This is a genomic window from Streptomyces lavendulae subsp. lavendulae, from assembly GCF_002803845.1.
Lineage (GTDB): Bacteria > Actinomycetota > Actinomycetes > Streptomycetales > Streptomycetaceae > Streptomyces > Streptomyces lavendulae.
The window spans coordinates 5,958,229-5,979,862 of the sequence record NZ_CP024985.1 but is presented as its reverse complement, the minus strand read 5'-3'; the positions used below and the strand labels follow the sequence as shown (position 1 = coordinate 5,979,862).

Genomic DNA, 21,634 nt, shown 5'->3' with positions numbered 1-21,634 from the left:
CCCACGACCCGCTGTGATTTCACCTTCACAGCGGGTTGACTCATGCACAGGAGTAGAGGCACTCTCTTCCCGTAGCACTCATGTACATGAGTGCAGGAGTTCAGCCTCTTTAGAGGAGTGCCGCATGGGTCAGACTCCCATCCGCTCGGAACTACTCGCCCGCGCCCGCGTCGGCTGGGAGCGCTTCATCAACTCCTCCGAGGAGTCGACCGATGGCTGAGCAGTACGAATACGTGCAGCATCGGCTCCTGGGTCGTCGAGTGCGTGACATCGCGTCCGGAACCGAGGGCGAGCTGATGGCCGTGATCAACGAGAACGTCTCGGACAGCGGGGCCGAGCGATGGATGCAGCTCGCCTACATCCGGGACGCAACCGGCCTCGAATTCACCACGGCACTCCGCAACATCGTGCCCACCGAGTACCTCGAAGCCTTGGAGGGTCATCTGAGCCGACGGTGGCCGCCGAGTTAGCTCATGCGCATCCGGGCAGGCACCGGCGATCGGCCCCGGACGGCGGTCAGTCGCTGAGATCCGAGGAGCGCGTAGCGATCTGTCGCGCTTGCGTGCTCCGCGGGGCGGTCTGGTCGTCGTTTCGTGCGGGGTGCTGTGCCCCGGGCCCTGAAGCGGGCCTCTGGAGGTGCGGGTGCCCGGCGGGATGGTGCCCGGTGCCTCTGGCGTATCTGGGTGCCCGTCCCTCGTGTTCTGGACCGTGCCGTTCTTTTGGGGGTTTCCCGGCAGTCCTTGTCTTTCCGGGGCGGGTCGGTCTGTCAAGGGTGGCCGAAGGCCATCGCGTAGCGACGCGACGAAGGAGCGCCCTTGACGGGCCGGCGCGAACCGGAAGGACGATGGGACTGACGGGAAACCCCCAAGCCTTCCCTGAGACCGTCCAGGGGGGACGCCCTCCCCGCCGGCCCTGGCCCGCAGGCCAGGGGGCGGGTGGGCAGCCGCCGCCCGGGCCCGGGGGGGGCGAGGGGGAGACGGCCCGCCCGCGCCCCGCGCCCCGAGCCCCGTACGGACACGCGCCCGCGGCGGAGCCCCCATGTCACGGCTGCGCTGCAAGCGTGGGTACCCCGGACGGCTCAAACGCGTCGCCTCGTAGAATCGCCGGGTGGATACGACCCTGGAAGACCCTCTCGTCGGGCGCGTGCTCGACGGCCGCTATCGCATCGACGCCCGCATCGCGGCCGGCGGCATGGCCACGGTCTACCGGGCCGTCGACACCCGCCTGGACCGTGTGCTCGCGCTGAAGGTGATGCATCCGGCCCTGGCCGCCGACGGCGCCTTCGTCGACCGGTTCATCCGCGAGGCGAAGTCCGTGGCCCGCCTCGCCCACCCCAACGTGGTCGCCGTCTTCGACCAGGGCACGGACGGCCCGTACACGTACCTCGCCATGGAGTACGTGTCCGGCTGCACCCTGCGCGACGTGCTGCGCGAGCGCGGTGCGCTCCAGCCGCGGGCCGCCCTCGACATCTTCGAGCCGGTGCTCGCCGCCCTCGGCACCGCGCACCGGGCCGGTTTCGTCCACCGGGACATGAAGCCCGAGAACGTCCTGATCGGCGACGACGGCCGCGTCAAGGTCGCCGACTTCGGTCTGGTCCGCTCCGTGGACGCCGCGACGAACACCACCGGGTCGATCCTCGGCACCGTCTCCTACCTGGCGCCCGAGCAGATCGAGAACGGCGTCACCGACACCCGGGTGGACGTCTACGCCTGCGGCGTCGTCCTGTACGAGATGCTCACCGGCTCCAAGCCGCACACCGGCGGCACCCCCGCCCAGGTGCTCTACCAGCACCTCCACGAGGACGTCCCGCCCCCGTCGGCCGCCGTCCCCGGGCTGCCCGCCGCCCTGGACTCGCTGGTCGCGGACGCCACCGCCCGTGCCCCCGAGCTGCGGCCCACCGACGCCGCGGCCCTGCTGGGGCTGGCCCGGGAGGCGCGGGAGCAGCTGAGCGACGCCGAGCTGGACGCCGTACCGCCGCAGGCCCTGGACGGGGAGCGGGCGGCCACCGAGGACCGCACCAGCGTGATCCCGCGCCCGGTGGAGGCCCCGCAGTCGGTGCACCACACCTCCCGCCTGGAGCGCCCGCAGCCGGCCGCGGCCCAGGCGGCGGCGCCCGCGCGGCCCCGCGCCCGCCGCGGGATGCTCCTGGTCGTCGCCGGGGTGCTGCTGGCGCTCGGGCTGGGCGCCGGCGTCTGGTACATCAACTCCGGCCAGTTCACCAAGGTCCCCAACCTCCTGGGCAAGACGGAGGCGCAGGCCCGCTCCCAGCTGTCGGCGGCCGGGCTGGGCGTGAAGCGGGTGGACCGGAAGTTCAGCGACGCCTTCGACCGCGGGACGGTCATGAACAGCACTCCCGAGGGCGGCAAGCAGATCCGCGGCAACGGGGCGGTCGTGCTCACCGTGTCCCGCGGCCCCGAGCTGGTCAGCGTCCCCGACCTGAAGGGCCGGCCGCTGGAGGAGGCCAAGGCCGAGCTGACGAAGACGGGCCTGGCGCCCGGGATCGTCACCCAGGCCTTCAGCCAGGACGTCGCCCAGGGCTCGGTGATCGAGACCAACCCGCTGGGCGGCAACAAGCGGGCGCCGGACACCGCGATCGCGCTCGTCGTCAGCAAGGGCCGCCCGATCCCGGTCCCGGCCGTCACCGGGAAGCCCCTCGACCAGGCACGGGCCGCGCTGGAGGCCGTCGGGCTGACGGCTCAGGCGGCGCCCGAGCAGGTCAACTCCCCGTCCCCGGCCGGCACGGTCGTGGGCCAGTCGGTCGGCGCGGGCGCCTCGGCGGCGGCAGGTGACGCCGTCACGCTGACCGTGTCCAAGGGACCCCGGCAGGTCCTGGTGCCGGACGTGACCAACCAGGACGTGGACCCGGCGCGCAAGACCCTGGAGGCCCTGGGCTTCAAGGTGAAGGTGGACCGGCCGTTCCTCTCCTTCAGCAACACCGTGGAGTCCCAGTCGGTGCCCGCCGGCCAGGGCGCCCCCGAGGGCAGCACGATCACCCTCAAGACCAAGGGGCTGTGACGGAACGTGACGCGCAATCCCGTGGGCGGGCACGTGCCCGTCGCCGGCGGCCTCGCCTCGGTCGGCCTCCCGTACGCCCGTGAGATGGGCGCCGAGGCCCTCCAGGTCTTCGTCGCCAATCCGCGCGGCTGGGCCACGCCGACCGGCAACCCGGCACAGGACGAGCTGTTCCGGACGCAGTGCGCCGAGGAGTCCCTCCCGGTGTACGTCCACGCCCCGTACCTGATCAACTTCGGCTCGCACAACGCGGCGACGGTGGAGAAGTCGGTGGAGTCGCTGCGCCACTCGCTGCGCCGAGGCCGGGAGATCGGCGCGCTCGGCGTGGTCGTGCACACCGGCTCGGCGACCGGGGGCCGCCCGCGCGAGGAGGCGTACGCGCAGGTCAGGGAGCACATGCTGCCGCTGCTGGACGAGCTGACGCACGAGGACGACCCGTTCCTGCTGCTGGAGTCCACCGCCGGTCAGGGCTTCTCGCTCTGCTCCCGGACCTGGGACTTCGGGCCCTACTTCGAGGCGCTCGACCACCACCCCCGGCTCGGCATCTGCCTGGACACCTGCCACATCTTCGCGGCGGGCCACGACCTGGCCGAGCCGGGCGGCACCAAGCAGACGCTGGACCTGCTGGTGGACACGGTGGGGCCGGGCCGGCTGAAGCTGATCCACGCCAACGACTCCAAGGAGGGCGTCGGCGCGCACAAGGACCGGCACGCCAACATCGGCCAGGGCCACATCGGCCGGGAGGCCTTCGCGGAGCTGTGCTCGCACCCCGAGACGGAGGGGGTGCCGCTGATCATCGAGACGCCCGGCGGCAAGGAGGGGCACGCCGCCGACGTGGCCCTGCTGAAGGAGCTGCGCGGCGTCCACTGAGTGGAAGATCCCTTGAGGGAATACCCCAGGGGGGTATACGGTTCCGCCCATCGGCAGAACCGCATACCCGGCTGTTCCCACCAGGGGGTCGTCATGGATCAGACACACGCCCACCACGGACACGAGCACCACGAGCACGGGCACGGGCAGGGGCACGGGCACGGGCACGGGCACCACCAGCACGGCCACGACGGCCACCACGCCACCGCCGGCTGGGGCATGGCGGCCCGCGCCACCCTGCACTGCCTCACCGGGTGCGCCATCGGCGAGGTGCTCGGCATGATCATCGGAACCGCGCTGGGCTGGGGGAACGCCCCGACGATGGTCCTGGCGATCGTCCTCGCGTTCTTCTTCGGCTACGCGCTCACCCTGCGCGGCGTCCTCGCCGCCGGAGTGGACCTCCGTTCGGCCGTCCGGGTCGCGCTGGCCGCGGACACCCTCTCGATCGCCGTCATGGAGCTGATCGACAACGGGGTGATCGCCCTGTGGCCCGGCGCCATGGACGCGCAGCTCTCCGACGTGCTGTTCTGGGCGGCGCTCGCGATCTCCCTCGCGCTGGCCTTCGTCGTGACCACCCCGGTCAACAAGTGGATGATCGGCCGCGGCAAGGGCCACGCGGTCGTCCACCGGTACCACTGAGGCCGGGCGGCCTAGAGCTCGGGGCCGTCGCCCGGCTCCTCCTGGTACGAGAAGCGCTGCTCGCGCCAGGGGTCGCCGATGTTGTGGTAGCCCCGCTCCTCCCAGAAGCCCCGGCGGTCCGCGGTCATGTACTCGATGCCGCGGACCCACTTGGGGCCCTTCCAGGCGTAGAGGTGCGGTACCACGAGCCGCAGCGGGAAACCGTGCTCGGCCGTCAGCAGTTCGCCGCCCATGTGGGTGGCGAAGACGGTCCGCTCGGAGGCGAAATCGGCCAGTCTCAGGTTGGAGCTGAAGCCGTACTCGGCCCACACCATCACGTGCGTGACCTGCGGCGCCGGCGGGGCCAGCGCCAGCACGGTGCGTGCCATGACACCGCCCCATTCGGCGCCCGTCATGCTGAACTTGGTGACGCAGTGCAGGTCGGCGACGACCGAGTCGAACGGCAGGGCCGCGAACTCCTCGTGGTTCCAGCAGTGCTTGTCACCGTCGGCCGTGGCGCCGAAGACACGGAACTCCCAGCGCTCCGGCTTGAACTTGGGCACGGGACCGTAGTGGGTGACCGGCCAGCCCCTCTGCAACCGCTGCCCCGGAGGGAGCTGGAACTGCTCTGCTCCCGGAGATTCCCGGCTTTCCGGCTGACCCATGTCTCCATGGTGACAGACGCGGCGGGGTGGTCACGACCAGGTCCGGCCCTATACGGGCAAGTCGTAGCAACTCCCACTAAGGAGGCACTTACTGGACGCTCCCGGGCGGCGGTGCAAAGATGCGCGCACCTGCCCAGTCACCTAGCTGACATTGCTTGGAAGGAGCCTCTGCGATGCAGGGCGACCCCGAGGTCCTTGAGTTTCTCAACGAGCAGCTGACCGGCGAGCTCACGGCCATCAACCAGTACTGGCTGCACTACCGCATCCAGGACAACAAGGGCTGGACGAAGCTCGCCCACTACACGCGCGCCGAGTCCATCGACGAGATGAAGCACGCGGACAAGATCACCGAGCGCATCCTGATGCTCGACGGTCTGCCGAACTACCAGCGCCTCTTCCACGTGCGCGTCGGCCAGACGCTCACGGAGATGTTCCAGGCCGACCGGCAGGTCGAGGTCGAGGCCATCGACCGCCTCAAGCGGGGCATCGAGGTCATGCGCGGGAAGGGCGACATCACGTCCGCCCGGCTCTTCGAGGAGATCCTGGAGGACGAGGAGCACCACATCGACTACCTCGACACCCAGCTGGAGCTCATCGAGAGCATCGGCGAGCCGCTCTACATCGCCCAGCTGATCGAGCAGCCGGAGAGCTAGGCCGCTTCGGCGAGCGCGGGCCCGGAGCCCGGCCCGGCGGTGACCACAGCCGCGGCGGCAGCAGCGGCCGTGACCGCGGGGACGAGGCGGGAGTCGGCCGCCAGGACCGCGGCCCCGTCGCCCTTCTCCAGCAGTTCCCGGCGCGGGCACGCCCCGCGGCCGAGGAGGCCCTGGATGGTGCGCACGCAGGAGCCGCAGTCGGTGCCGGCCTTGGTGGCCGAGGCGATCTGGCGGGGGGTGCAGGCCCCGGCGGCCGCGTGCTCCTTGACCTGCTTGTCGGTGATCCCGAAGCAAGAGCAGACGTACACGCGGTTCACCTCCCTGGTGCGGAACGGTTCTGCGAGCCATCCCCATTCGGTGAGGCTTACCTAACCGTACCCAAACCTGAGGTCCCCCAAAAGACCCGGATACGACGATGGGGCACGGATCACATCGATCCGTGCCCCATCGTCGTAGGAAGCTACTTACTGATCGCGGTACATCTCGGCGACCAGGAACGCCAGGTCCAGGGACTGGCTGCGGTTGAGGCGCGGGTCGCAGGCCGTCTCGTAGCGCTGGTGCAGGTCGTCGACGAAGATCTCGTCGCCGCCGCCCACGCACTCGGTGACGTCGTCACCGGTGAGCTCGACGTGGATGCCGCCCGGGTGGGTACCGAGGGCCTTGTGGACCTCGAAGAAGCCCTTGACCTCGTCGAGCACGTCGTCGAAGCGGCGCGTCTTGTGGCCGGAGGCCGCCTCGAAGGTGTTGCCGTGCATCGGGTCGGTGACCCAGGCGACGGTCGCACCGGACGCGGTGACCTTCTCGACCAGCTCCGGGAGCTTGTCGCGGACCTTGTCGGCGCCCATGCGGACGACGAAGGTCAGCCGGCCGGGCTCGCGCTCGGGGTCCAGGCGGTCGATGTACGTCAGCGCCTCGTCCACCGTGGTGGTGGGGCCGAGCTTGATGCCGATCGGGTTGGCGATCTGCGAGCAGAACTCGATGTGCGCGTGGTCCAGCTGGCGGGTGCGCTCACCGATCCAGACCATGTGGCCGGAGGTGTCGTACAGCTTGCCGGTGCGCGAGTCCGTACGGGTGAGGGCGCCCTCGTAGTCGAGGAGCAGCGCCTCGTGGGAGGCGTAGAACTCCACCGCCTTGAACTCGGCCGGGTCGGTGCCACAGGCCTTCATGAAGTTCAGCGCGTTGTCGATCTCCCGCGCGAGCTGCTCGTAGCGCTGCCCGGACGGGGAGGACTTCACGAAGTCCTGGTTCCAGGCGTGCACCTGGCGCAGGTCGGCGTAACCACCGGTGGTGAAGGCGCGCACCAGGTTCAGCGTCGAGGCCGAGGCGTGGTACATGCGCTTGAGCCGCTCGGGGTCCGGAACGCGGGCCTCTTCGGTGAAGGCGAAGCCGTTGACGGAGTCGCCGCGGTAGGTCGGCAGGGTGACGCCGTCGCGGGTCTCGGTGTCCTTGGAGCGCGGCTTGGAGTACTGGCCGGCGATGCGGCCGACCTTGACGACGGGCACGGAGGCCGCGTACGTCAGGACGGCACTCATCTGGAGCAGCGTCTTCAGCTTGGCGCGGATGTGGTCGGCGGACACGGCGTCGAAGGCCTCGGCGCAGTCGCCGCCCTGGAGCAGGAACGCCTCGCCCTTGGCGACGGCTCCCAGACGGGCGCGCAGCTGATCGCACTCACCCGCGAAAACGAGGGGAGGATACGACTCGAGGTCCGCGACGACAGCGCGCAGTGCCTCGGCATCGGGGTACGAAGGCTGCTGCGCCGCGGGAAGGTCTCGCCAGGTCGCCTGATGGGCGGGGGCTTGGGTTTCAGCGTTCACGGTCACCTCGTACACATTACGGCGTCACGCGTCCCGTCCGGCCCGGCGCCCACCTGGTGAGACGGTGTCGCTCGAAGGTACGAGCCGCGAAAATGAACGGAATCCATGGTTCACATGTCGGTATAGAACGGATGCAGCGGGATCCCGTCCGCTTGGGCTAGGGTGCCTCGCATGTACGCACACTCCGACCAGAACTGGTGGTGGCCCGCTCCCGGCGGCCCACCCCTCGTGCGTACCCACTGACACGAGCGACGCGAAGGCCGCCCCGAGGGGCGGCCTTCCGCGTTCGCGCGACGGGTCGTCCCTCCCTCCGACAAGATCCACCGGAAGGACGCCCACACCATGCCCCAGTCCCAGGATTCACCGCTCCGGGCCCCCCGCTCCCAGGATGGCCCCTTCGACCCGAGTCGGCTCCTCGACGAGTCCTGCCCGCCGTTCGCCCTGCTCCGCCGACGCACCCCGGGCCGCGCCCACGACACCGTCGAGGTGCTGATCGGGCCGGTGCACGAGGCCGCGCGGCTGGCCGACCTGCCGGTCCGGGAGCTGCCCACCCTCGCCCTGGTGCCCTTCCGGCAGATCCGCGAGCGCGGCTTCGACGTGCGCGACGACGGCACCCCGCTGAGCGTGCTGACCGCCGAGGAGGCCTACGAGATCCCCCTCGCGGCGGCGCTGGAGGCGCTGCCCGGCCACGCCGTGCGGGTCGAGGACGGCGGCTTCGACGTCACCGACGAGGACTACGCGGCCACCGTCGAGCGCGTGATCCGCGACGAGATCGGGCGCGGCGAGGGCGCGAACTTCGTGATCCGGCGGACCTACGGGGGCCGGATCGACGGTTTCGGCCGGGCCGACGCGCTCGCCCTGTTCCGGCGGCTGCTGGAGGGCGAGCGGGGCGCGTACTGGACGTACGTCGTGCACACCGGGGAGCGGACCCTGGTCGGGGCGAGCCCGGAGGTGCACGTGCGGATGTCCGGCCGCACGGTCGTGATGAACCCGATCAGCGGCACCTACCGCTATCCCGCCGGGGGCCCGACCGCCGAGTCGCTCCTCGCCTTCCTCGGGGACCGCAAGGAGACCGAGGAGCTGTCGATGGTGGTCGACGAGGAGCTCAAGATGATGTGCACCGTCGGCGACATGGGCGGGGCCGTCGTCGGACCGCGGCTGAAGGAGATGTCCCACCTCGCGCACACCGAGTACGAGCTGCGCGGACGCTCCTCGCTGGACGTCCGGGAGGTGCTGCGGGAGACCATGTTCGCGGCGACCGTGACGGGCTCGCCCGTGCAGAACGCCTGCCGGGTGATCGAGCGCTACGAGAGCGGCGGCCGCGGCTACTACGCGGGCGCGCTGGCCCTCCTGGGCCTGGACCCCGCCGGTGGCCAGACCCTGGACTCCCCCATCCTGATCCGCACCGCCGACATCGCCCCGGACGGGACCCTGCGGGTGCCGGTCGGCGCGACCCTGGTGCGCCACTCCGACCCGCACGGCGAGGTGGCGGAGACCCACGCCAAGGCCGCCGGGGTGCTGGCGGCGCTCGGGGTGCGGGAGGCCGCGCCGCGTCCGGCCTTCGAGGGGGTCCGGCTGGCCGACGACCCCCGGGTCCAGGCCGCGCTGGCGGCCCGGCGGGCCGATCTCGCGCCGTTCTGGCTGCGGATGCAGGAGCAGCCCGCGTCGCTGACCGGCCACGCGCTGGTGATCGACGGGGAGGACACCTTCACCGCGATGCTGGCCCACCTGCTGCGGGTCACCGGGCTGGAGGTGACCGTACGCCGCTACGACGACCCCGGTCTGCGGGCGGCGGCCCTGGCCTGGGAGGGCCCGATCGTCCTCGGCCCGGGTCCGGGCAACCCGGCGGAGTCCGGCGACCCGAAGATGCGGATGCTGCGTTCCCTGGCCGGGGAGCTGCTGGCCTCGCACCGGGGCGGGATCCTGGGCGTCTGCCTGGGCCACGAGCTGCTGGCCGCCGAACTCGGGCTGCCGCTGGTCCGCAAGGCGGAGCCGGCGCAGGGGGCGCAGACGCGGATCTCCCTGTTCGGGGCCGAGGAGGTGGTGGGCTTCTACAACACGTACACCGCGCACTGCTCCGACGGGCTGGCCGCACGCCTGGCCGCCGAGGGCGTCGAGGTCGCCCGGGACCCGGGGACCGGCGAGGTGCACGCCCTGCGGTCGGCCGCGGGCGGGGTCGCGGGCGTGCAGTTCCACCCGGAGTCGGTGCTCACCCTGCGCGGCGCGGACCTGGTCCGGGAACTGCTGACGGGGGTCATGGCCCCGGCCTAGCCGGGCCCGGTCAGGGGGAGGGCACCAGGGTGTTCTCGGAGCGGCGGCCGGCCAGGTAGTCGGCGACGTTGCGGACGGTGGTCTCGATGATCTGCCCGACGGCGTCGGCCGTGTAGTAGGCCTGGTGGCTGGTCATCACGACGTGCGGGAAGGTGACCAGCCGGGCCAGGGTGTCGTCCTCGACGGCTTCGAGGGACTTGTCGAGGAAGAACACCCCGGCCTCCGCCTCGTACACGTCGAGGCCGATGCCGGTGAAGCGGCCCGCCCGGAGCTCGTCGACCAGGGCGGCGGTGTCGATCAGGCCTCCCCGGCTGGAGTTCACGAGGATCGCGTCGTCGCGCATGGCCTTCAGGGCGGCCGCGTCGATCAGGTGGTGGGTGGACTCCAGCAGGGGCACGTGCAGGCTGATCAGGTCGGACCGGGCGAGGAGCTCCTCCTTGTCCACGTAGGTCATGCCCAGCTCCAGGCAGGCCGGGTTCGGGGCGAGGTCCCAGCCCAGGAGGCCCATGCCGAAGCCGTGGGCGATCCGGGCGAAGGCCTCGCCGATCTTGCCGGTGCCGAGGATGCCCGCCGTGCGGCCGTGGAAGTCGCGGCCCATCAGCCCGTTCAGCCGGAAGTCGAAGTCGCGGGTGCGGATGGCGGCCCGGACGACCTTGCGGTTGACGGCCATCGCCAGGGTCCAGGCGAACTCGGCCACGGCGTAGGGCGAGTAGTACGAGACGCGGCCGACGGTCATGTTGAGCCTGCGGGCCACGTCCAGGTCGATGTTGTTGAAGCCGGTCGACCTCTGGGCGATCATCTTCGTCCCGCCGGCGGACAGCGTGTTCAGGACCCTGGCGCCGAGGTCCGCGTTGACGCTGGAGGAGACGATCTCGTAGCCGGCGGCGATGGGCGCGGTGTCCTCGCTCAGGAAGACGTCGAGACAGCGGACCTCGTGCTCTCCGGCGAAGGCCCGCTCCAGGAGCGGCTTCTCGTCGGCGGTCACTCCGAAGGCCAGGATCTCCACGCGCGCTCCCGTACGTCGAATACGTCGAACCATGGGTCGTTCGTCACGATACGACCCATGGTCCGGCGCTGTCCGAAGGCTCGGCAGCCCTCAGCCGAAGAAGACCCCGACCTCCTCGTACAGCGCGGGGTCGACCGTCTTGAGCTTCGCGGTGGCCTCCGCGATCGGCACGCGGACGATGTCCGTCCCCTTCAGCGCGACCATCTTGCCGAAGTCCCCGTCGCGCACCGCGTCGATCGCGTGCAGCCCGAAGCGGGTGGCCAGCCAGCGGTCGAAGGCGCTCGGGGTGCCGCCGCGCTGGATGTGCCCGAGGACCGTCGTACGGGCCTCCTTGCCGGTGCGCGACTCGATCTCCTTGGCCAGCCACTCGCCCACGCCCGACAGCCGGACGTGCCCGAAGGAGTCCCGGGAGACGGCGTCCTTGAGGACCAGGTCCCCGTCCTTGGGCATGGCGCCCTCCGCGACCACCACGATCGGCGCGTAGCTCGCCTTGAAGCGGGAGGTCACCCAGGAGCAGACCTGGTCCACGTCGAAGCGCTGCTCGGGGATGAGGATGACGTTGGCGCCGCCCGCCAGGCCCGAGTGCAGGGCGATCCAGCCGGCGTGCCGCCCCATCACCTCGACGACGAGGACCCGCATGTGGGACTCGGCGGTGGTGTGCAGGCGGTCGATGGCCTCGGTCGCGATGCCGACGGCCGTGTCGAAGCCGAAGGTGTAGTCGGTGGCCGAGAGGTCGTTGTCGATGGTCTTGGGCACGCCCACGCAGGGGATGCCGTACTCCTCGTAGAGGCGGGCGGCCACGCCCAGGGTGTCCTCGCCGCCGATCGCGACGAGCGCGTCGACCTCGGACTTGGCGAGGTTCTCCTTGATGTCCCGGACGCCGTTCTCCGTCTTGAACGGGTTGGTGCGCGAGGAGCCGAGGATGGTGCCGCCGCGGGGCAGGATCCCGCGGACGGCGGGGATGCCGAGCGGGACGGCGTCCCCCTCGACCGGTCCCCGCCAGCCGTCCTTGAAGCCGACGAACCCGTATCCGTACTCCTGCGTGCCCTTGCGGACGACGGCCCTGATCACCGCGTTGAGCCCGGGGCAGTCGCCGCCGCCCGTGAGCACTCCGACCTTCATGGAATCTCCCTTCGCCATGACGGTCACGCTAGTGGTGACTCAGGTCACAGCAAGGGTCCCGGAGAGGGCAATTCCGGGGGAATCACGGGGCGTTGCGTACGCGTGTTCACTCGAACGGGGAAGTACGCACGGCCCGTGTCACCCGTTACGCGTCGGCGTCGTCGAGCCCGCGCTCGATCGCGTACCGGACGAGCTCCACCCGGTTGTGCAGCTGGAGCTTGCCCAGGGTGTTCTGCACGTGGTTCTGCACCGTGCGGTGGGAGATCACCAGCCGCTCCGCGATCTGCTTGTACGAGAGCCCCTTGGCCACCAGCCGCAGCACCTCGGTCTCCCGGTCGGTCAGCTGCGGGGCCTTGGGCTCGTCGGCGGCGGCGGGCGCCGGGACGGTGGCCAGGCGCCGGTACTCGCCGAGGACCAGGCCCGCGAGGCCCGGCGTGAACACCGGGTCGCCGGCCGCGGTGCGGCGCACGGCGTCGATCAGCTCCTGCGCCCCGGCGGACTTCAGCAGGTAGCCGGTGGCCCCGGACTTGACCGCCTCCAGCACGTCCGCGTGCTCCCCGCTGGCCGACAGGACGAGCACGCGCAGCGCGGGATCGGCGCCGACGAGCTCCTTGCAGACCTGTACGCCCGGCATGCCCGGCAGGTTGAGGTCGAGGACCAGCACCCGCGGGACGGCGGCGCGGGCCCGGCGCACGGCCTCCGGTCCGTCCCCGGCGGTGGCCACGACGTCGAACCCGGCGGCGGACAGGTCGCGGGCGACCGCGTCCCGCCACATCGGATGGTCGTCGACGACCATCACCTTGATCTCGTGGAGGTCGTTCGGCTCGGTCACTGGGTGGTCCCCCTCGGTACTTTCAGTTCCACTTCGGTGCCCTGTCCGGGGACGGACACCAGCTCGGCGCTGCCGCCGAGGTCGCGCAGCCGTCCGCGGATGGACAGGGCCACGCCCATCCGCCCCTCGCCGGCCGCCTGGTCGAGCCGGCCGGCCGGGATGCCCGGACCGTCGTCCCGGACGGTCACGATCACCTCGTCCCCCCAGTCCTCGACCAGGATCCAGGCGCGGGCGCCCTCACCGGCGTGCTTGCGGACGTTGTCCAGGGCCGCCCCGACCGCCGCGGCCAGCTCCCGCGCGGCGGGCACCGGCAGCGGCACCGGGGCGCCCGGCTCGGCGAAGCTGACCCGGGAGCCGGCGCGCGGGGCGAGCAGGGAGCGCAGGTCCAGCTCGCCCTCGTCGGAGCCGGGCTCCTCCACCTCGTACGTGTCCACCAGCGCGCCCAGCGACTCGTCGCGCGAGACCCGCGAGGGGTGCACCAGCCCGCTGGAGACCAGGGTGCGCAGCGCCACCTCCTGCTCGCCCGCCATCCGGCCGAGCTCGGCCGCCTCACCGCCCAGCTCGGTGCCGCGCCGCTGGACCATGGCGAGGACCTGGAGGACCCCGTCGTGGATGTCGCGGGCGAGGCGTTCGCGCTCGCGGGTGGCGGCCTCGATCTCCAGGGCGCGGGCGAGGGTCGCCTCGCTGGCGCGGGCGACCTCGATGACGTAGCCGAGGGCTATGGAGGCCACCCAGACCAGCAGGACGTTGTGCAGGGTGTCCCGGGTGGGGTCGCCGCCGTGGATGACGATGTTGGCGACGGCCACGAAGGTGGAGGCGACCCCGGCCCAGCGCCAGCCGCCCTTGAGGGAGAAGGCGAGGACCGCACCGGCCGTCCAGATGCTGGGGAGGGTCGGGCCGCCCGCCGCGATCCGGGCGTGGGTGTCGGCGAGCGGGGTGAGCAGGATGCCCACCAGGGCGACGGTGAGGTCGGCGACGAGGAACCGGCGGGTGCAGGACGCGGCGCCGGCCACCTTGCGCCAGGTGGCCAGGGTCCAGACGGCGAGGACGGCGAGGTAGCCGGCCGCTGTCCAGGGCTGGTCGAACTTCCGGTACGCGGAGGCGAACAGCAGCACCGCGTAGACCATGGTGAGCAGCCGGTAGGCCGTCAGGGCCCGCCACAGCGGCTGCTCGACCGACATGCGCACGACGCGCTCGCGCTTCGCCATCTCCCCCACCCCCGTGCGGGCGGCACCGCCGCCCGCCCGTCCTTCCTACTGCCCGGCCTTGTCGCCCTTCTCGGCCTTGGCGGCCTTCTCCGCGTCGGCGATCTGGCGCTTGGCGGCGGTGGCGTAGATGTCCACGTACTCCTGGCCGGAAAGCTTCATGATCTCGTACATGACCTCGTCGGTCACCGAGCGGAGGATGAAGCGGTCCCCGTCCATCCCCTGGTAGCGGCTGAAGTCCAGCGGCTTGCCGATCCGGATGCCCGGGCGCATCAGCTTCGGGACGACCTTGCCGGGCGGCTGGATCTTCTCGGTGTCGATCATCGCGACCGGGATCACGGGGGCGCCGGTGGCGAGCGCCACCCGGGCCAGACCGCCGGGCTTGCCCCGGTAGAGGCGGCCGTCGGGTGAACGGGTCCCCTCGGGGTAGATACCGAACAGCTCCCCGCGCTCGATGACCTCGATGCCGCTCTTGATGGCGGCCTCGCCCGCACCGCGCGCGCCGGAGCGGTCCACCGGGAGCTGGCCGACGCCCTTGAAGAAGGCCGCCGTCAGCTTGCCCTTGACCCCCGGGGAGGTGAAGTACTCCGCCTTCGCGATGAAGGTCACCTTCCGGTCCAGCACCGCGGGCAGGAAGAAGGAGTCGGAGAAGGACAGGTGGTTGCTCGCGAGGATCGCCGGCCCCTCCGCGGGAATGTTTTCGAGGCCCTCCACCCACGGCCTGAAGGCGAGCTTCAGGGACCCGCCGATGGAGAACTTCATTGCGCCGTAGATCAACTCGAAAGCCTTCCTGTGTCTGTCGAACAGACCTTAACCCCTGGCTCCGCCGGGAGCGGCCCGACGACCCTGGTCGGTACCACCCCGGTCGCGTACGGTGAAGTCACACAGAGCAACGCACCCGCCAACCCCTCATGACCAAGGAGACCCTGGTGCCCGTCCTCCCTGGAGCCGAGCCGTTCCGCCACGAGGGCGGAGAGGTCGGCGTCCTCCTCTGCCACGGTTTCACCGGCTCCCCCCAGTCCCTGCGCCCGTGGGCCGACTACCTGGCCGCGCGCGGACTGACGGTCTCCCTGCCGCTGCTGCCGGGACACGGTACGCGCTGGCAGGACATGCAGCTCACCGGCTGGCAGGACTGGTACGCCGAGGTCGACCGCGCGCTGCGGGAGCTGCTGGACCGGTGCGAGCAGGTCTTCGTCTTCGGGCTGTCCATGGGCGGTGCGCTGACCCTGCGGCTGGCCGCCAAGCACGGGGACTCGATCAGCGGGATCGTCCTCGTCAACCCGGCGAACAAGGTCCACGACCCGCTCGCCGTCGCCCTTCCGGTGGTCAAGCACGTGATCCGGTCGACGCCGGGCATCGCCAGCGACATCGCGAAGCCGGGCTCGGAGGAGGTCGGCTACGACCGGGTCCCGACCCGGGCCGCCGACTCGCTGCGCAAGCTCTTCCGGCTGGTGGACGCCGAGCTGCCGCAGGTGACGCAGCCGGTGCTGCTGCTGCACAGCCCGCAGGACCACGTCGTACCGCCGGTGGACTCGGCGCGGATCCTGTCGCGGATCTCCTCGACGGACGTCACCGAGACCCTGCTGGAACAGAGCTACCACGTCGCGACGTTGGACTTCGATGCGGAGCGGATCTTCGCGGACAGCTATGCGTTCGTCGGGCGGCTCGCGGAGAGCGTCGGCAGGGAGGGGGCGGCCAGCGGTGGCTGAGCACGAGGAGTCCTCCGGGGGTGTCCCCCCGCTGGACGAGGAAGCGGCGTGGGCCGCGATCGTCGCCGGGTACGGGCAGGAGCCGCCGGACCCGCCGGGGGCGAGGCCGTTCCGGCCGATCGAGAACCTGATGCTGCCGGAGGAGGACGTCAAGGCGGTGCCTCCGGTGGCGGAGCGGGACCCGAAGGCGGACCCCGAGCCGGAGCCGGAGCCTCCGGCGCTCGGCAGCTCGGTGAGCTTCGCTCCGGGCGTGGGGACGGGCGCCCTCGGCGGCGCCGTCGCCGCACCGGGGCCGCGGGACCACACTCCGGCGGAGCCGAAGGACGACGAGGGCCACTTCGTCCCCCCGGAGCCGGAGCTGCCGCCCGCGGACACGACGGCGAAGTTCGCGTGGCTCGCGGTGGTGGGCGGGCCGGTGCTGCTGCTGCTCGCGGTGCTGCTGCAGTGGGACATGACCTGGTGGCTGACCACCCTGGGCATCGGCGGCTTCCTGGGCGGCTTCGCCACCCTGGTGGCCCGGATGTCCCAGGACGACGACGAGGACGACGATCCGGGGCGCGGCGCGGTGGTGTGACCCTGCGACGCGGCGGGGCCGGGGGCCGCTGCCCGCGGGCCTGCCCCTCCCCATCCCCCAGACTCCGTCCGGGGGGACCCCCAGTCCACCGTTCCCGCCTCAGTCGCCGGCGGGGCTGAAAGATCCAGCCTCGCCGGCGACTGAGGCGCGGGGTCCGGGGCGGAGCCCCAGGAGTGTGGGTTACGGGGTCGCCGGGAGGCGGAGGGTGGCCAGGACCGGGAGGTGGTCCGTTGCCGTGTGGAGGTCGCGGGGGGTGATCCCCGTGAGCCCCGCAGGGACACCGCAGGCCAGCACCTCCACCCCCGCCGAGGCGAAGACGGCGTCGATGCGGCGGTCCGGCGCCACCGCCGGGAAGGTGTCGCCGCCGCCCCACGGGGCGACCGTCCAGCAGTCGCGCAGGGTTTCCGTGAGGCGCCCGAAGGCCGGTCCCCCGGGGGCTTCGTTCACGTCGGCGGCCACGATCGCGTGCGGTGCCCCCAGCGCGGCGGCCCGCTCGGCCAGCATCCCCGCCTGCGCGGACCGTTCCGCACGGTCCAGGGACAGGTGCGCGCTGACGACCCCGACCCGCGCCGCCCCGAAGCGGACCACGGCCGTCGCGAAGCCCCGCCGGTGCAGTCCGGGGGTCAGGGGCAGCAGGATGTCCTCGGTCCGCTCCACGAAGGCCCGTAGCGAGCACATCAGCAGCGGCCCGGCGGCCGTCGCTCCGCCGCTCAGCACCACGAGGTCGGACTTGGCGGCCAGCCGGGCGGCGTGCTTGCGCCACCGGAAGAACCGCGGGGCTTCCTGGACGAAGACCAGGTCGGGCGCGCAGGCCCGGATGACCCGGGCCAGCGCCTCCTCGTCGTCGCGCATCGAGCGGATGTTGTAGCTGAGTGCCCGGATCACGGCAGAACCGTCGGGCTCCGTAACAGACTTCGGCAACATGCCCGGCAACTTACGCAGTTGCCCGCCGCTCCCCCAAGGGCGCGACGGGCGGTCATGCGAAAGGGTCAGCCCTGGCGGGCCAGGTCGGCGGCGCCGACGAGCCCGGCCTCGCCGCCGAGCTGTGCGGCCAGCACCTGCGCGTGCGGACGCCAGGCGCCGCCGATCAGCCAGCGCTTGAAGGACTTGCGGATCGGGTCGAGGACGAGGTCGCCCTCGTCGGAGACGCCGCCGCCGACGATGAAGGCCGACGGGTCGAAGAGGGAGGCCAGGTCGGCGAGGCCCGCGCCGGCCCAGCGGGCCAGCTCGCGGAAGGAGTCGACGGCGACGAGGTCGCCCTGCCGGGCGGCCTGGCTGATGTGCTTGCCCTCGATGCCCTCGGGGGTGCCGTCGCCGAGGCCGAGCAGGATCGCCGCGTTCTCGGGGGTGGCGTTGGCGCGCTGCTTGGCGTAGCGGACGAGCGCGCGCCCGGAGGCGTACTGCTCCCAGCAGCCCTGGCTGCCGCAGCCGCACAGCAGGCCGTCGGGGACGACGCGGATGTGCCCGAACTCGGCGGCGACGCCGAAGCGGCCGCGGCGCAGCTTGTTGCCGATGATGATGCCGCCGCCCAGACCGGTGCCGAGCGTGATGCAGATGACGTCTTCGTGGCCCTGGCCGGCGCCGAAGCGGTACTCGCCCCAGGCCGCGCAGTTCGCGTCGTTCTCGACGACGACCGGCAGGCCGATGCGCTGCTCGACCTTGTCCTTCAGCGGCTCGTGGCGCCAGTTGATGTTCGGCGCGAAGAGCACGGTGGCGCGCTTGTCGTCCACGTATCCGGCGGCGCCGATGCCGACGGCGTCGATGGTGTGGTTGCTGCTGACCTCGGACACGGCGGCGCAGATCGCCTCCGTCACTCCGTCCGCCGTCGGCGGGGTGGGCACCTTGTACGTCTCAAGGATGGTGCCCTCTTCGTCGACCACGCCGGCCGCGATCTTCGTGCCGCCGATGTCGACGCCGATGGTGAGTCCCATTAGTCCCTCGGTTTCCGGTCAAACCCCGCCACGGTCAACCGTACACGGGGCCGGCGGAGGATCAGTCGAGATCGATCCGCTCGGCCGGGCCCTCATCGGGGCCCTCGTCGTCGCCCCGGACGTCGCCCCCGGCGTCCCCCGCGGCGGGCCTGCGCTGGGCGGGCGGCTGGTCGCGGGTCCAGCGGCGCTCGTGGCCCTCGACCGCCGAGCGGTAGGCGGCGAGCAGCTCGGACCCGGCCGCGGCGAGGTGGCCGAACACCTCGGGGTTGCGCTCGACGACGGGCTTGGCGGCGGTCTTCGCCTGGTTGACGAACTGGCGTACGGCGCCCTGGGCGGCGGCGCCGAGGAGCGGGTTGTCCAGGGAGGAGACCTTGTCGGCGACGGCCTCGAACAGCTTGAACAGCTCCTCGGCGGCCGTCCCGGTGCCGCTCCCCCGCCCGGCGTCCGCGCGCTCCCGCTCCGCGCGCCGGCGCTCCTGCTCGGCGGCGAGGTCCTCGGCACAGGCCTGCGCCCAGGCGTCTTCGTCGGTGGGGCGGTCGGTGGCCTCGCTCATGGCGGACTCTCCTGCGGCGGCGGAACGTGCGGTACTGGCTACTTCCGACGGTACCCGAACGGTGGTACGGGCCTCAGCGCGCGCGGGGCCACAGCTGCGGGTCGGGGGTGAAGCGGACGCGCAGGACGCCGTCGTCGAGGGCGGCGCCGGAGACGGTGCAGCGGCGCAGCGCCGAGGGCAGCGGAACGATCCTGCGGTACGGGCCCACCGCGAGCAGCAGCTCGTCCCCGCGCCGGACCAGGTCCAGTTCGTCCTTGCGGGCGCGGGGCAGCGGAACCGCCCAGACGAGGATCCCGTCGGCGGCGAGCCGGTCCTCGACGCTCCAGGCCGTCCCGTCGCCGCCGCCGGGGGCCGGGTCCATGCCGTCGGCGCGGACGAGGGGGTCCAGGTCGTCGGGGCCCCACGGGTCGCGGCCCAGGTGCGCCGCCCCGACGACGGGCACCGCCCGCTCCCGGTCGTCCAGGAAGGCCCGCTGCGCCGCCGCGATCCCGGCCACCCAGGGGTCGGCGGAGTCCCGCGGCACGAGCCGGTTGGCGACGAGGTCGTGGACGCGCAGTTCGTGCAGGGCGAGGCCGAGCAGCCCGGTGCGCAGGGCGGCGTCGGCGGCGGGACCGGGTTCGGCGACCAGCCGGACGGCGGTGCTGGGGGCCTCGACGACGGCCTGGACGGCGGCCAGCTCCTCGTCCCAGCGGGCGGCGGCCTCGTAGAGCCACTGCGCGGGCTGCGGGACCCCGGCCAGCTGGGCCAGTACGGGGCGCAGCGCGCGGGCCGCCTGCCGTTCGGCGGGGAGCAGCCGGGAGAGGTAGCGGCGCAGCTGGGCGGGGAGGGCGAGGGTGGTCAGCGCCTGGTGCAGCGGGGGCATGTCCACGACGACGAGGTCGGTGCCGGGGGCGGTGGCCTCCCGGCGCAGGGCGCGGAGCAGGGAGAACTGCTCGGCGCCGGGCAGTTCGGTGATCTCCTCGGCGCCGAGCGGGCGGCCGCCGAGCATGCCGATGAAGGCGGCGCCGCGGTCCTGGAGGGCGGCCAGCTCGGTGCGGAACTCCTCGCCGGAGTCGATCCGCGCGAGGCGGAGCCCCGCGGGGGCGGGGGCCCCGCGCAGGGGGTCCTCGGCGGACAGCAGCGACACCCGCCGTCCGCCGCGCGCCGCGGCGAGCGCGGTGGCGGCGGCGACGATGGTCCGCCCGGCCCCACCGGGCCCGGTGATCAGCAGGGTCTGCGGCATGTGGTGCGGGGCCTTCCTCGTTCGTGACGCGTCCGGGTCCGGACGCGCCGTGCGCGACGCGTCCGGGGCGGGGTCCGTCAGGAGGAGGTGGCCTCGACCCGCTTCTTCAGACCGGCCAGCGCCCGGTCGATGATGACCTTCTCGGCCTTGCGCTTGATCATGCCGAGCATCGGGATCTTGACGTCCACCGTGAGCTGGTACGTGACCTCGGTGCGCCCGCCCGCCAGGGCCGCCAGCCGGTACGAGCCGTCCAGCTGGCGCAGCATCTGGGACTTGTCCAGGGTCCAGCTGACCTCGTCCGAGCCCTTCCAGCTGTAGGCGAGGGTGTGGTCGTCCTTGATCGCGCCCGCGTCGAGCAGCAGCCGCACCTTGGCGGCGCGGCCCTCGGCGTCGGTGGCCAGTACCTCGGCCTCCTTCACCTCGCCGGTCCACTCGGGGTAGCGGGCGAAGTCGGCGATCACGGCCATGACGTCGGCCGGCGCGGCCTCGATCGTGATGCTAGAGCTGGTGTGTTCCGCCATCGCGGTCGCTCCTCCGGGGAGTGTTCGACAAGTGTGCGGGCGGCCCCCGGCCGCCGCGTGAAGGCTACCGCGCGTGCGGGGGCCGCCACTCCAGCACCTCTCACCACTCCAGGGCCCACGGCCTGCCGGTGGCCGCGAAGTGGCCGACGTTGACGCATTCGGTGCCGCCGATCCGGGCCCGCCGGGCCAGCGGCTGGTGGACGTGGCCGAAGAGGGCGTACCGCGGCCGGGTCTTCCTGATGGCGGCCAACAGGGCCTCGCTGCCCCGCTCGAAGCGGCGCGCGACGGTGTCGTAGCAGAGCTCGGGCACCTCCGGCGGGATGTGGGAGCACAGCACGTCCACCTCGCCGAGGGCCTCCACCTTGGCGGCGTACTCCTCCTCGTCGATCTCGTAGGGCGTGCGCATCGGCGTGGGCAGGCCGCCGCCGACGAAGCCGAAGACGCGGCCGCCGATCTCCACGCGCTGCCCGTCGAGCACCGTGGTGCCGGGTCCGGCGTATTCGGGCCACAGACCCGGCATGTCGACATTGCCGTAGGTGGCGTACGTGGGACTGGGGAAGGCGGCGAACATCCGCGCGTACTGGCGGCGTACCGCTTCCTCGATCAGCCGCTCCCTGTCCAGCCCGTCCCACAGCCTGCGGCCGAATTCCCTCGCCTCCGCGAACCGCTTGGCGGTGCGCAGCGCGACGATCCGGTGGGCGTTCTCGATGCCGAACAGGTCGGGGAAGATGCCGCGCGAGTGGTCGGCGTAGTCGAGGAAGAGCACCAGGTCACCGAGGCAGATGAGGGCGTCCGCGCCCTCGCCGGCCCGGGCCAGTGCCTCGGTGTTGCCGTGGACGTCGCTGACGACGTGGACCCGCGTACGACTCTTCGTGCCACCCATGCCGCCACCCTAGGGGCGGCGGGCGCGGCCCGGTAGAGGGGGCCTCGCAGGCGGCCGGACCTGCGGTTACTTCCGAGTCTCGAACCGCGTCGACTAGTGTCGGCAGGGCGGTTCCGGGCCCGGCGGTGTCTGGGCAATGTATGCCGATGTACAGAATGTGACGCACGGAACAT

22 protein-coding genes are annotated in these 21,634 nt (G+C 72.2%); 8 read left to right on the top strand and 14 right to left on the bottom strand.

Annotated features, from left to right (window positions below):
* Positions 1-212 precede the first annotated feature (212 nt).
* The 4 genes from SLAV_RS26620 (at position 213) to SLAV_RS26605 (ending at position 4,521) form a co-directional block, all read left to right on the top strand.
* On the top strand, positions 213-470 hold the full coding sequence (locus SLAV_RS26620; RefSeq protein WP_030242389.1) for a hypothetical protein: 258 nt from the start codon (positions 213-215) through the stop codon (positions 468-470).
* Positions 471-1,107: 637 nt separating this feature from the next.
* Positions 1,108-3,015 (top strand): Stk1 family PASTA domain-containing Ser/Thr kinase, encoded by a 1,908-nt coding sequence (gene pknB / locus SLAV_RS26615; protein ID WP_030233316.1) that lies wholly within the window; start codon positions 1,108-1,110, stop codon positions 3,013-3,015.
* A 6-nt stretch (positions 3,016-3,021) separates the two neighbouring features.
* Positions 3,022-3,882, top strand: a complete 861-nt coding sequence (locus SLAV_RS26610) for a deoxyribonuclease IV (RefSeq protein ID WP_030233313.1) — start codon at positions 3,022-3,024, stop codon at positions 3,880-3,882.
* A 93-nt stretch (positions 3,883-3,975) separates the two neighbouring features.
* Positions 3,976-4,521, top strand: a complete 546-nt coding sequence (locus tag SLAV_RS26605; protein ID WP_030233310.1) for a DUF4396 domain-containing protein — start codon at positions 3,976-3,978, stop codon at positions 4,519-4,521.
* Between the two features lie 11 nt (positions 4,522-4,532).
* Here SLAV_RS26605 and SLAV_RS26600 read toward each other — a convergent pair whose 3' ends face one another.
* A complete protein-coding gene (locus tag SLAV_RS26600) occupies positions 4,533-5,165 on the bottom strand; it encodes a sulfite oxidase-like oxidoreductase (RefSeq protein ID WP_030233306.1) in 633 nt (210 codons plus the stop codon).
* A 173-nt stretch (positions 5,166-5,338) separates the two neighbouring features.
* Here SLAV_RS26600 and bfr point away from each other — a divergent pair, with 173 nt between their 5' ends.
* Positions 5,339-5,818, top strand: a complete 480-nt coding sequence (gene bfr, locus SLAV_RS26595; protein ID WP_030233303.1) for a bacterioferritin — start codon at positions 5,339-5,341, stop codon at positions 5,816-5,818.
* Here bfr and SLAV_RS26590 read toward each other — a convergent pair.
* Entirely contained in the window at positions 5,815-6,135 is a 321-nt protein-coding gene (locus tag SLAV_RS26590; RefSeq protein ID WP_078950441.1) for a (2Fe-2S)-binding protein, read from the bottom strand. The two genes, bfr and SLAV_RS26590, sit on opposite strands and share 4 nt — an antisense overlap.
* Positions 6,136-6,282: 147 nt before the next feature.
* Positions 6,283-7,647 carry a class II 3-deoxy-7-phosphoheptulonate synthase gene (locus SLAV_RS26585; protein WP_381345298.1) on the bottom strand — a complete coding sequence of 455 codons (1,365 nt, stop codon included), beginning with the start codon at positions 7,645-7,647 and terminating at the stop codon, positions 6,283-6,285.
* A gap of 327 nt (positions 7,648-7,974) precedes the next feature.
* Here SLAV_RS26585 and SLAV_RS26580 point away from each other — a divergent pair, with 327 nt between their 5' ends.
* Positions 7,975-9,903, top strand: coding sequence for an anthranilate synthase family protein (locus SLAV_RS26580; protein ID WP_051841123.1), 1,929 nt, complete (start codon positions 7,975-7,977; stop codon positions 9,901-9,903).
* Positions 9,904-9,913: 10 nt separating this feature from the next.
* Here the strand turns inward: SLAV_RS26580 and SLAV_RS26575 are convergent, their stop codons facing one another.
* The 5 genes from SLAV_RS26575 to SLAV_RS26555 form a co-directional block, all read right to left on the bottom strand.
* The gene (locus SLAV_RS26575; protein ID WP_030233291.1) at positions 9,914-10,909 is read right to left on the bottom strand and encodes a 2-hydroxyacid dehydrogenase; all 996 of its coding nucleotides are present in this window, start codon (positions 10,907-10,909) and stop codon (positions 9,914-9,916) included.
* 90 nt (positions 10,910-10,999) lie between these two features.
* On the bottom strand, positions 11,000-12,031 hold the full coding sequence (locus tag SLAV_RS26570; RefSeq protein ID WP_030233287.1) for a 6-phosphofructokinase: 1,032 nt from the start codon (positions 12,029-12,031) through the stop codon (positions 11,000-11,002).
* Positions 12,032-12,176: 145 nt separating this feature from the next.
* Positions 12,177-12,827, bottom strand: a complete 651-nt coding sequence (locus SLAV_RS26565; protein WP_051841129.1) for a response regulator — start codon at positions 12,825-12,827, stop codon at positions 12,177-12,179.
* A 32-nt stretch (positions 12,828-12,859) separates the two neighbouring features.
* Entirely contained in the window at positions 12,860-14,071 is a 1,212-nt protein-coding gene (macS, locus tag SLAV_RS26560; protein ID WP_167456801.1) for a MacS family sensor histidine kinase, read from the bottom strand.
* A gap of 45 nt (positions 14,072-14,116) precedes the next feature.
* Positions 14,117-14,830 carry a lysophospholipid acyltransferase family protein gene (locus tag SLAV_RS26555; protein WP_030233278.1) on the bottom strand — a complete coding sequence of 238 codons (714 nt, stop codon included), beginning with the start codon at positions 14,828-14,830 and terminating at the stop codon, positions 14,117-14,119.
* Positions 14,831-14,997: 167 nt separating this feature from the next.
* Here SLAV_RS26555 and SLAV_RS26550 point away from each other — a divergent pair, with 167 nt between their 5' ends.
* The gene (locus tag SLAV_RS26550; RefSeq protein ID WP_030233274.1) at positions 14,998-15,777 is read left to right on the top strand and encodes an alpha/beta hydrolase; all 780 of its coding nucleotides are present in this window, start codon (positions 14,998-15,000) and stop codon (positions 15,775-15,777) included.
* Positions 15,716-16,351, top strand: coding sequence for a hypothetical protein (locus tag SLAV_RS26545; RefSeq protein ID WP_063760323.1), 636 nt, complete (start codon positions 15,716-15,718; stop codon positions 16,349-16,351). Before SLAV_RS26550 ends, SLAV_RS26545 begins: the two co-directional genes overlap by 62 nt.
* 180 nt (positions 16,352-16,531) lie before the next feature.
* Here SLAV_RS26545 and SLAV_RS26540 read toward each other — a convergent pair whose 3' ends face one another.
* The 6 genes from SLAV_RS26540 to SLAV_RS26515 all read right to left on the bottom strand — a co-directional run bounded on the left by SLAV_RS26540 (position 16,532) and on the right by SLAV_RS26515 (position 21,461).
* Positions 16,532-17,275, bottom strand: a complete 744-nt coding sequence (locus SLAV_RS26540) for an endonuclease/exonuclease/phosphatase family protein (RefSeq protein WP_030233257.1) — start codon at positions 17,273-17,275, stop codon at positions 16,532-16,534.
* A gap of 65 nt (positions 17,276-17,340) precedes the next feature.
* Positions 17,341-18,282: an ROK family glucokinase gene (locus SLAV_RS26535; RefSeq protein WP_030233254.1), complete on the bottom strand. Its 942-nt coding sequence runs from the start codon at positions 18,280-18,282 to the stop codon at positions 17,341-17,343.
* A 61-nt stretch (positions 18,283-18,343) separates the two neighbouring features.
* On the bottom strand, positions 18,344-18,835 hold the full coding sequence (locus SLAV_RS26530) for a DUF5304 domain-containing protein (protein WP_030233251.1): 492 nt from the start codon (positions 18,833-18,835) through the stop codon (positions 18,344-18,346).
* Between the two features lie 73 nt (positions 18,836-18,908).
* A complete protein-coding gene (locus SLAV_RS26525) occupies positions 18,909-20,057 on the bottom strand; it encodes an ArsA family ATPase (RefSeq protein WP_030233248.1) in 1,149 nt (382 codons plus the stop codon).
* Between the two features lie 77 nt (positions 20,058-20,134).
* Positions 20,135-20,578, bottom strand: a complete 444-nt coding sequence (locus SLAV_RS26520) for an SRPBCC family protein (RefSeq protein ID WP_030233246.1) — start codon at positions 20,576-20,578, stop codon at positions 20,135-20,137.
* 100 nt (positions 20,579-20,678) lie between these two features.
* Complete coding sequence (locus SLAV_RS26515; RefSeq protein ID WP_030233243.1) at positions 20,679-21,461, bottom strand: metallophosphoesterase family protein; 783 nt, start codon at positions 21,459-21,461, stop codon at positions 20,679-20,681.
* Positions 21,462-21,634: the final 173 nt, after the last annotated feature.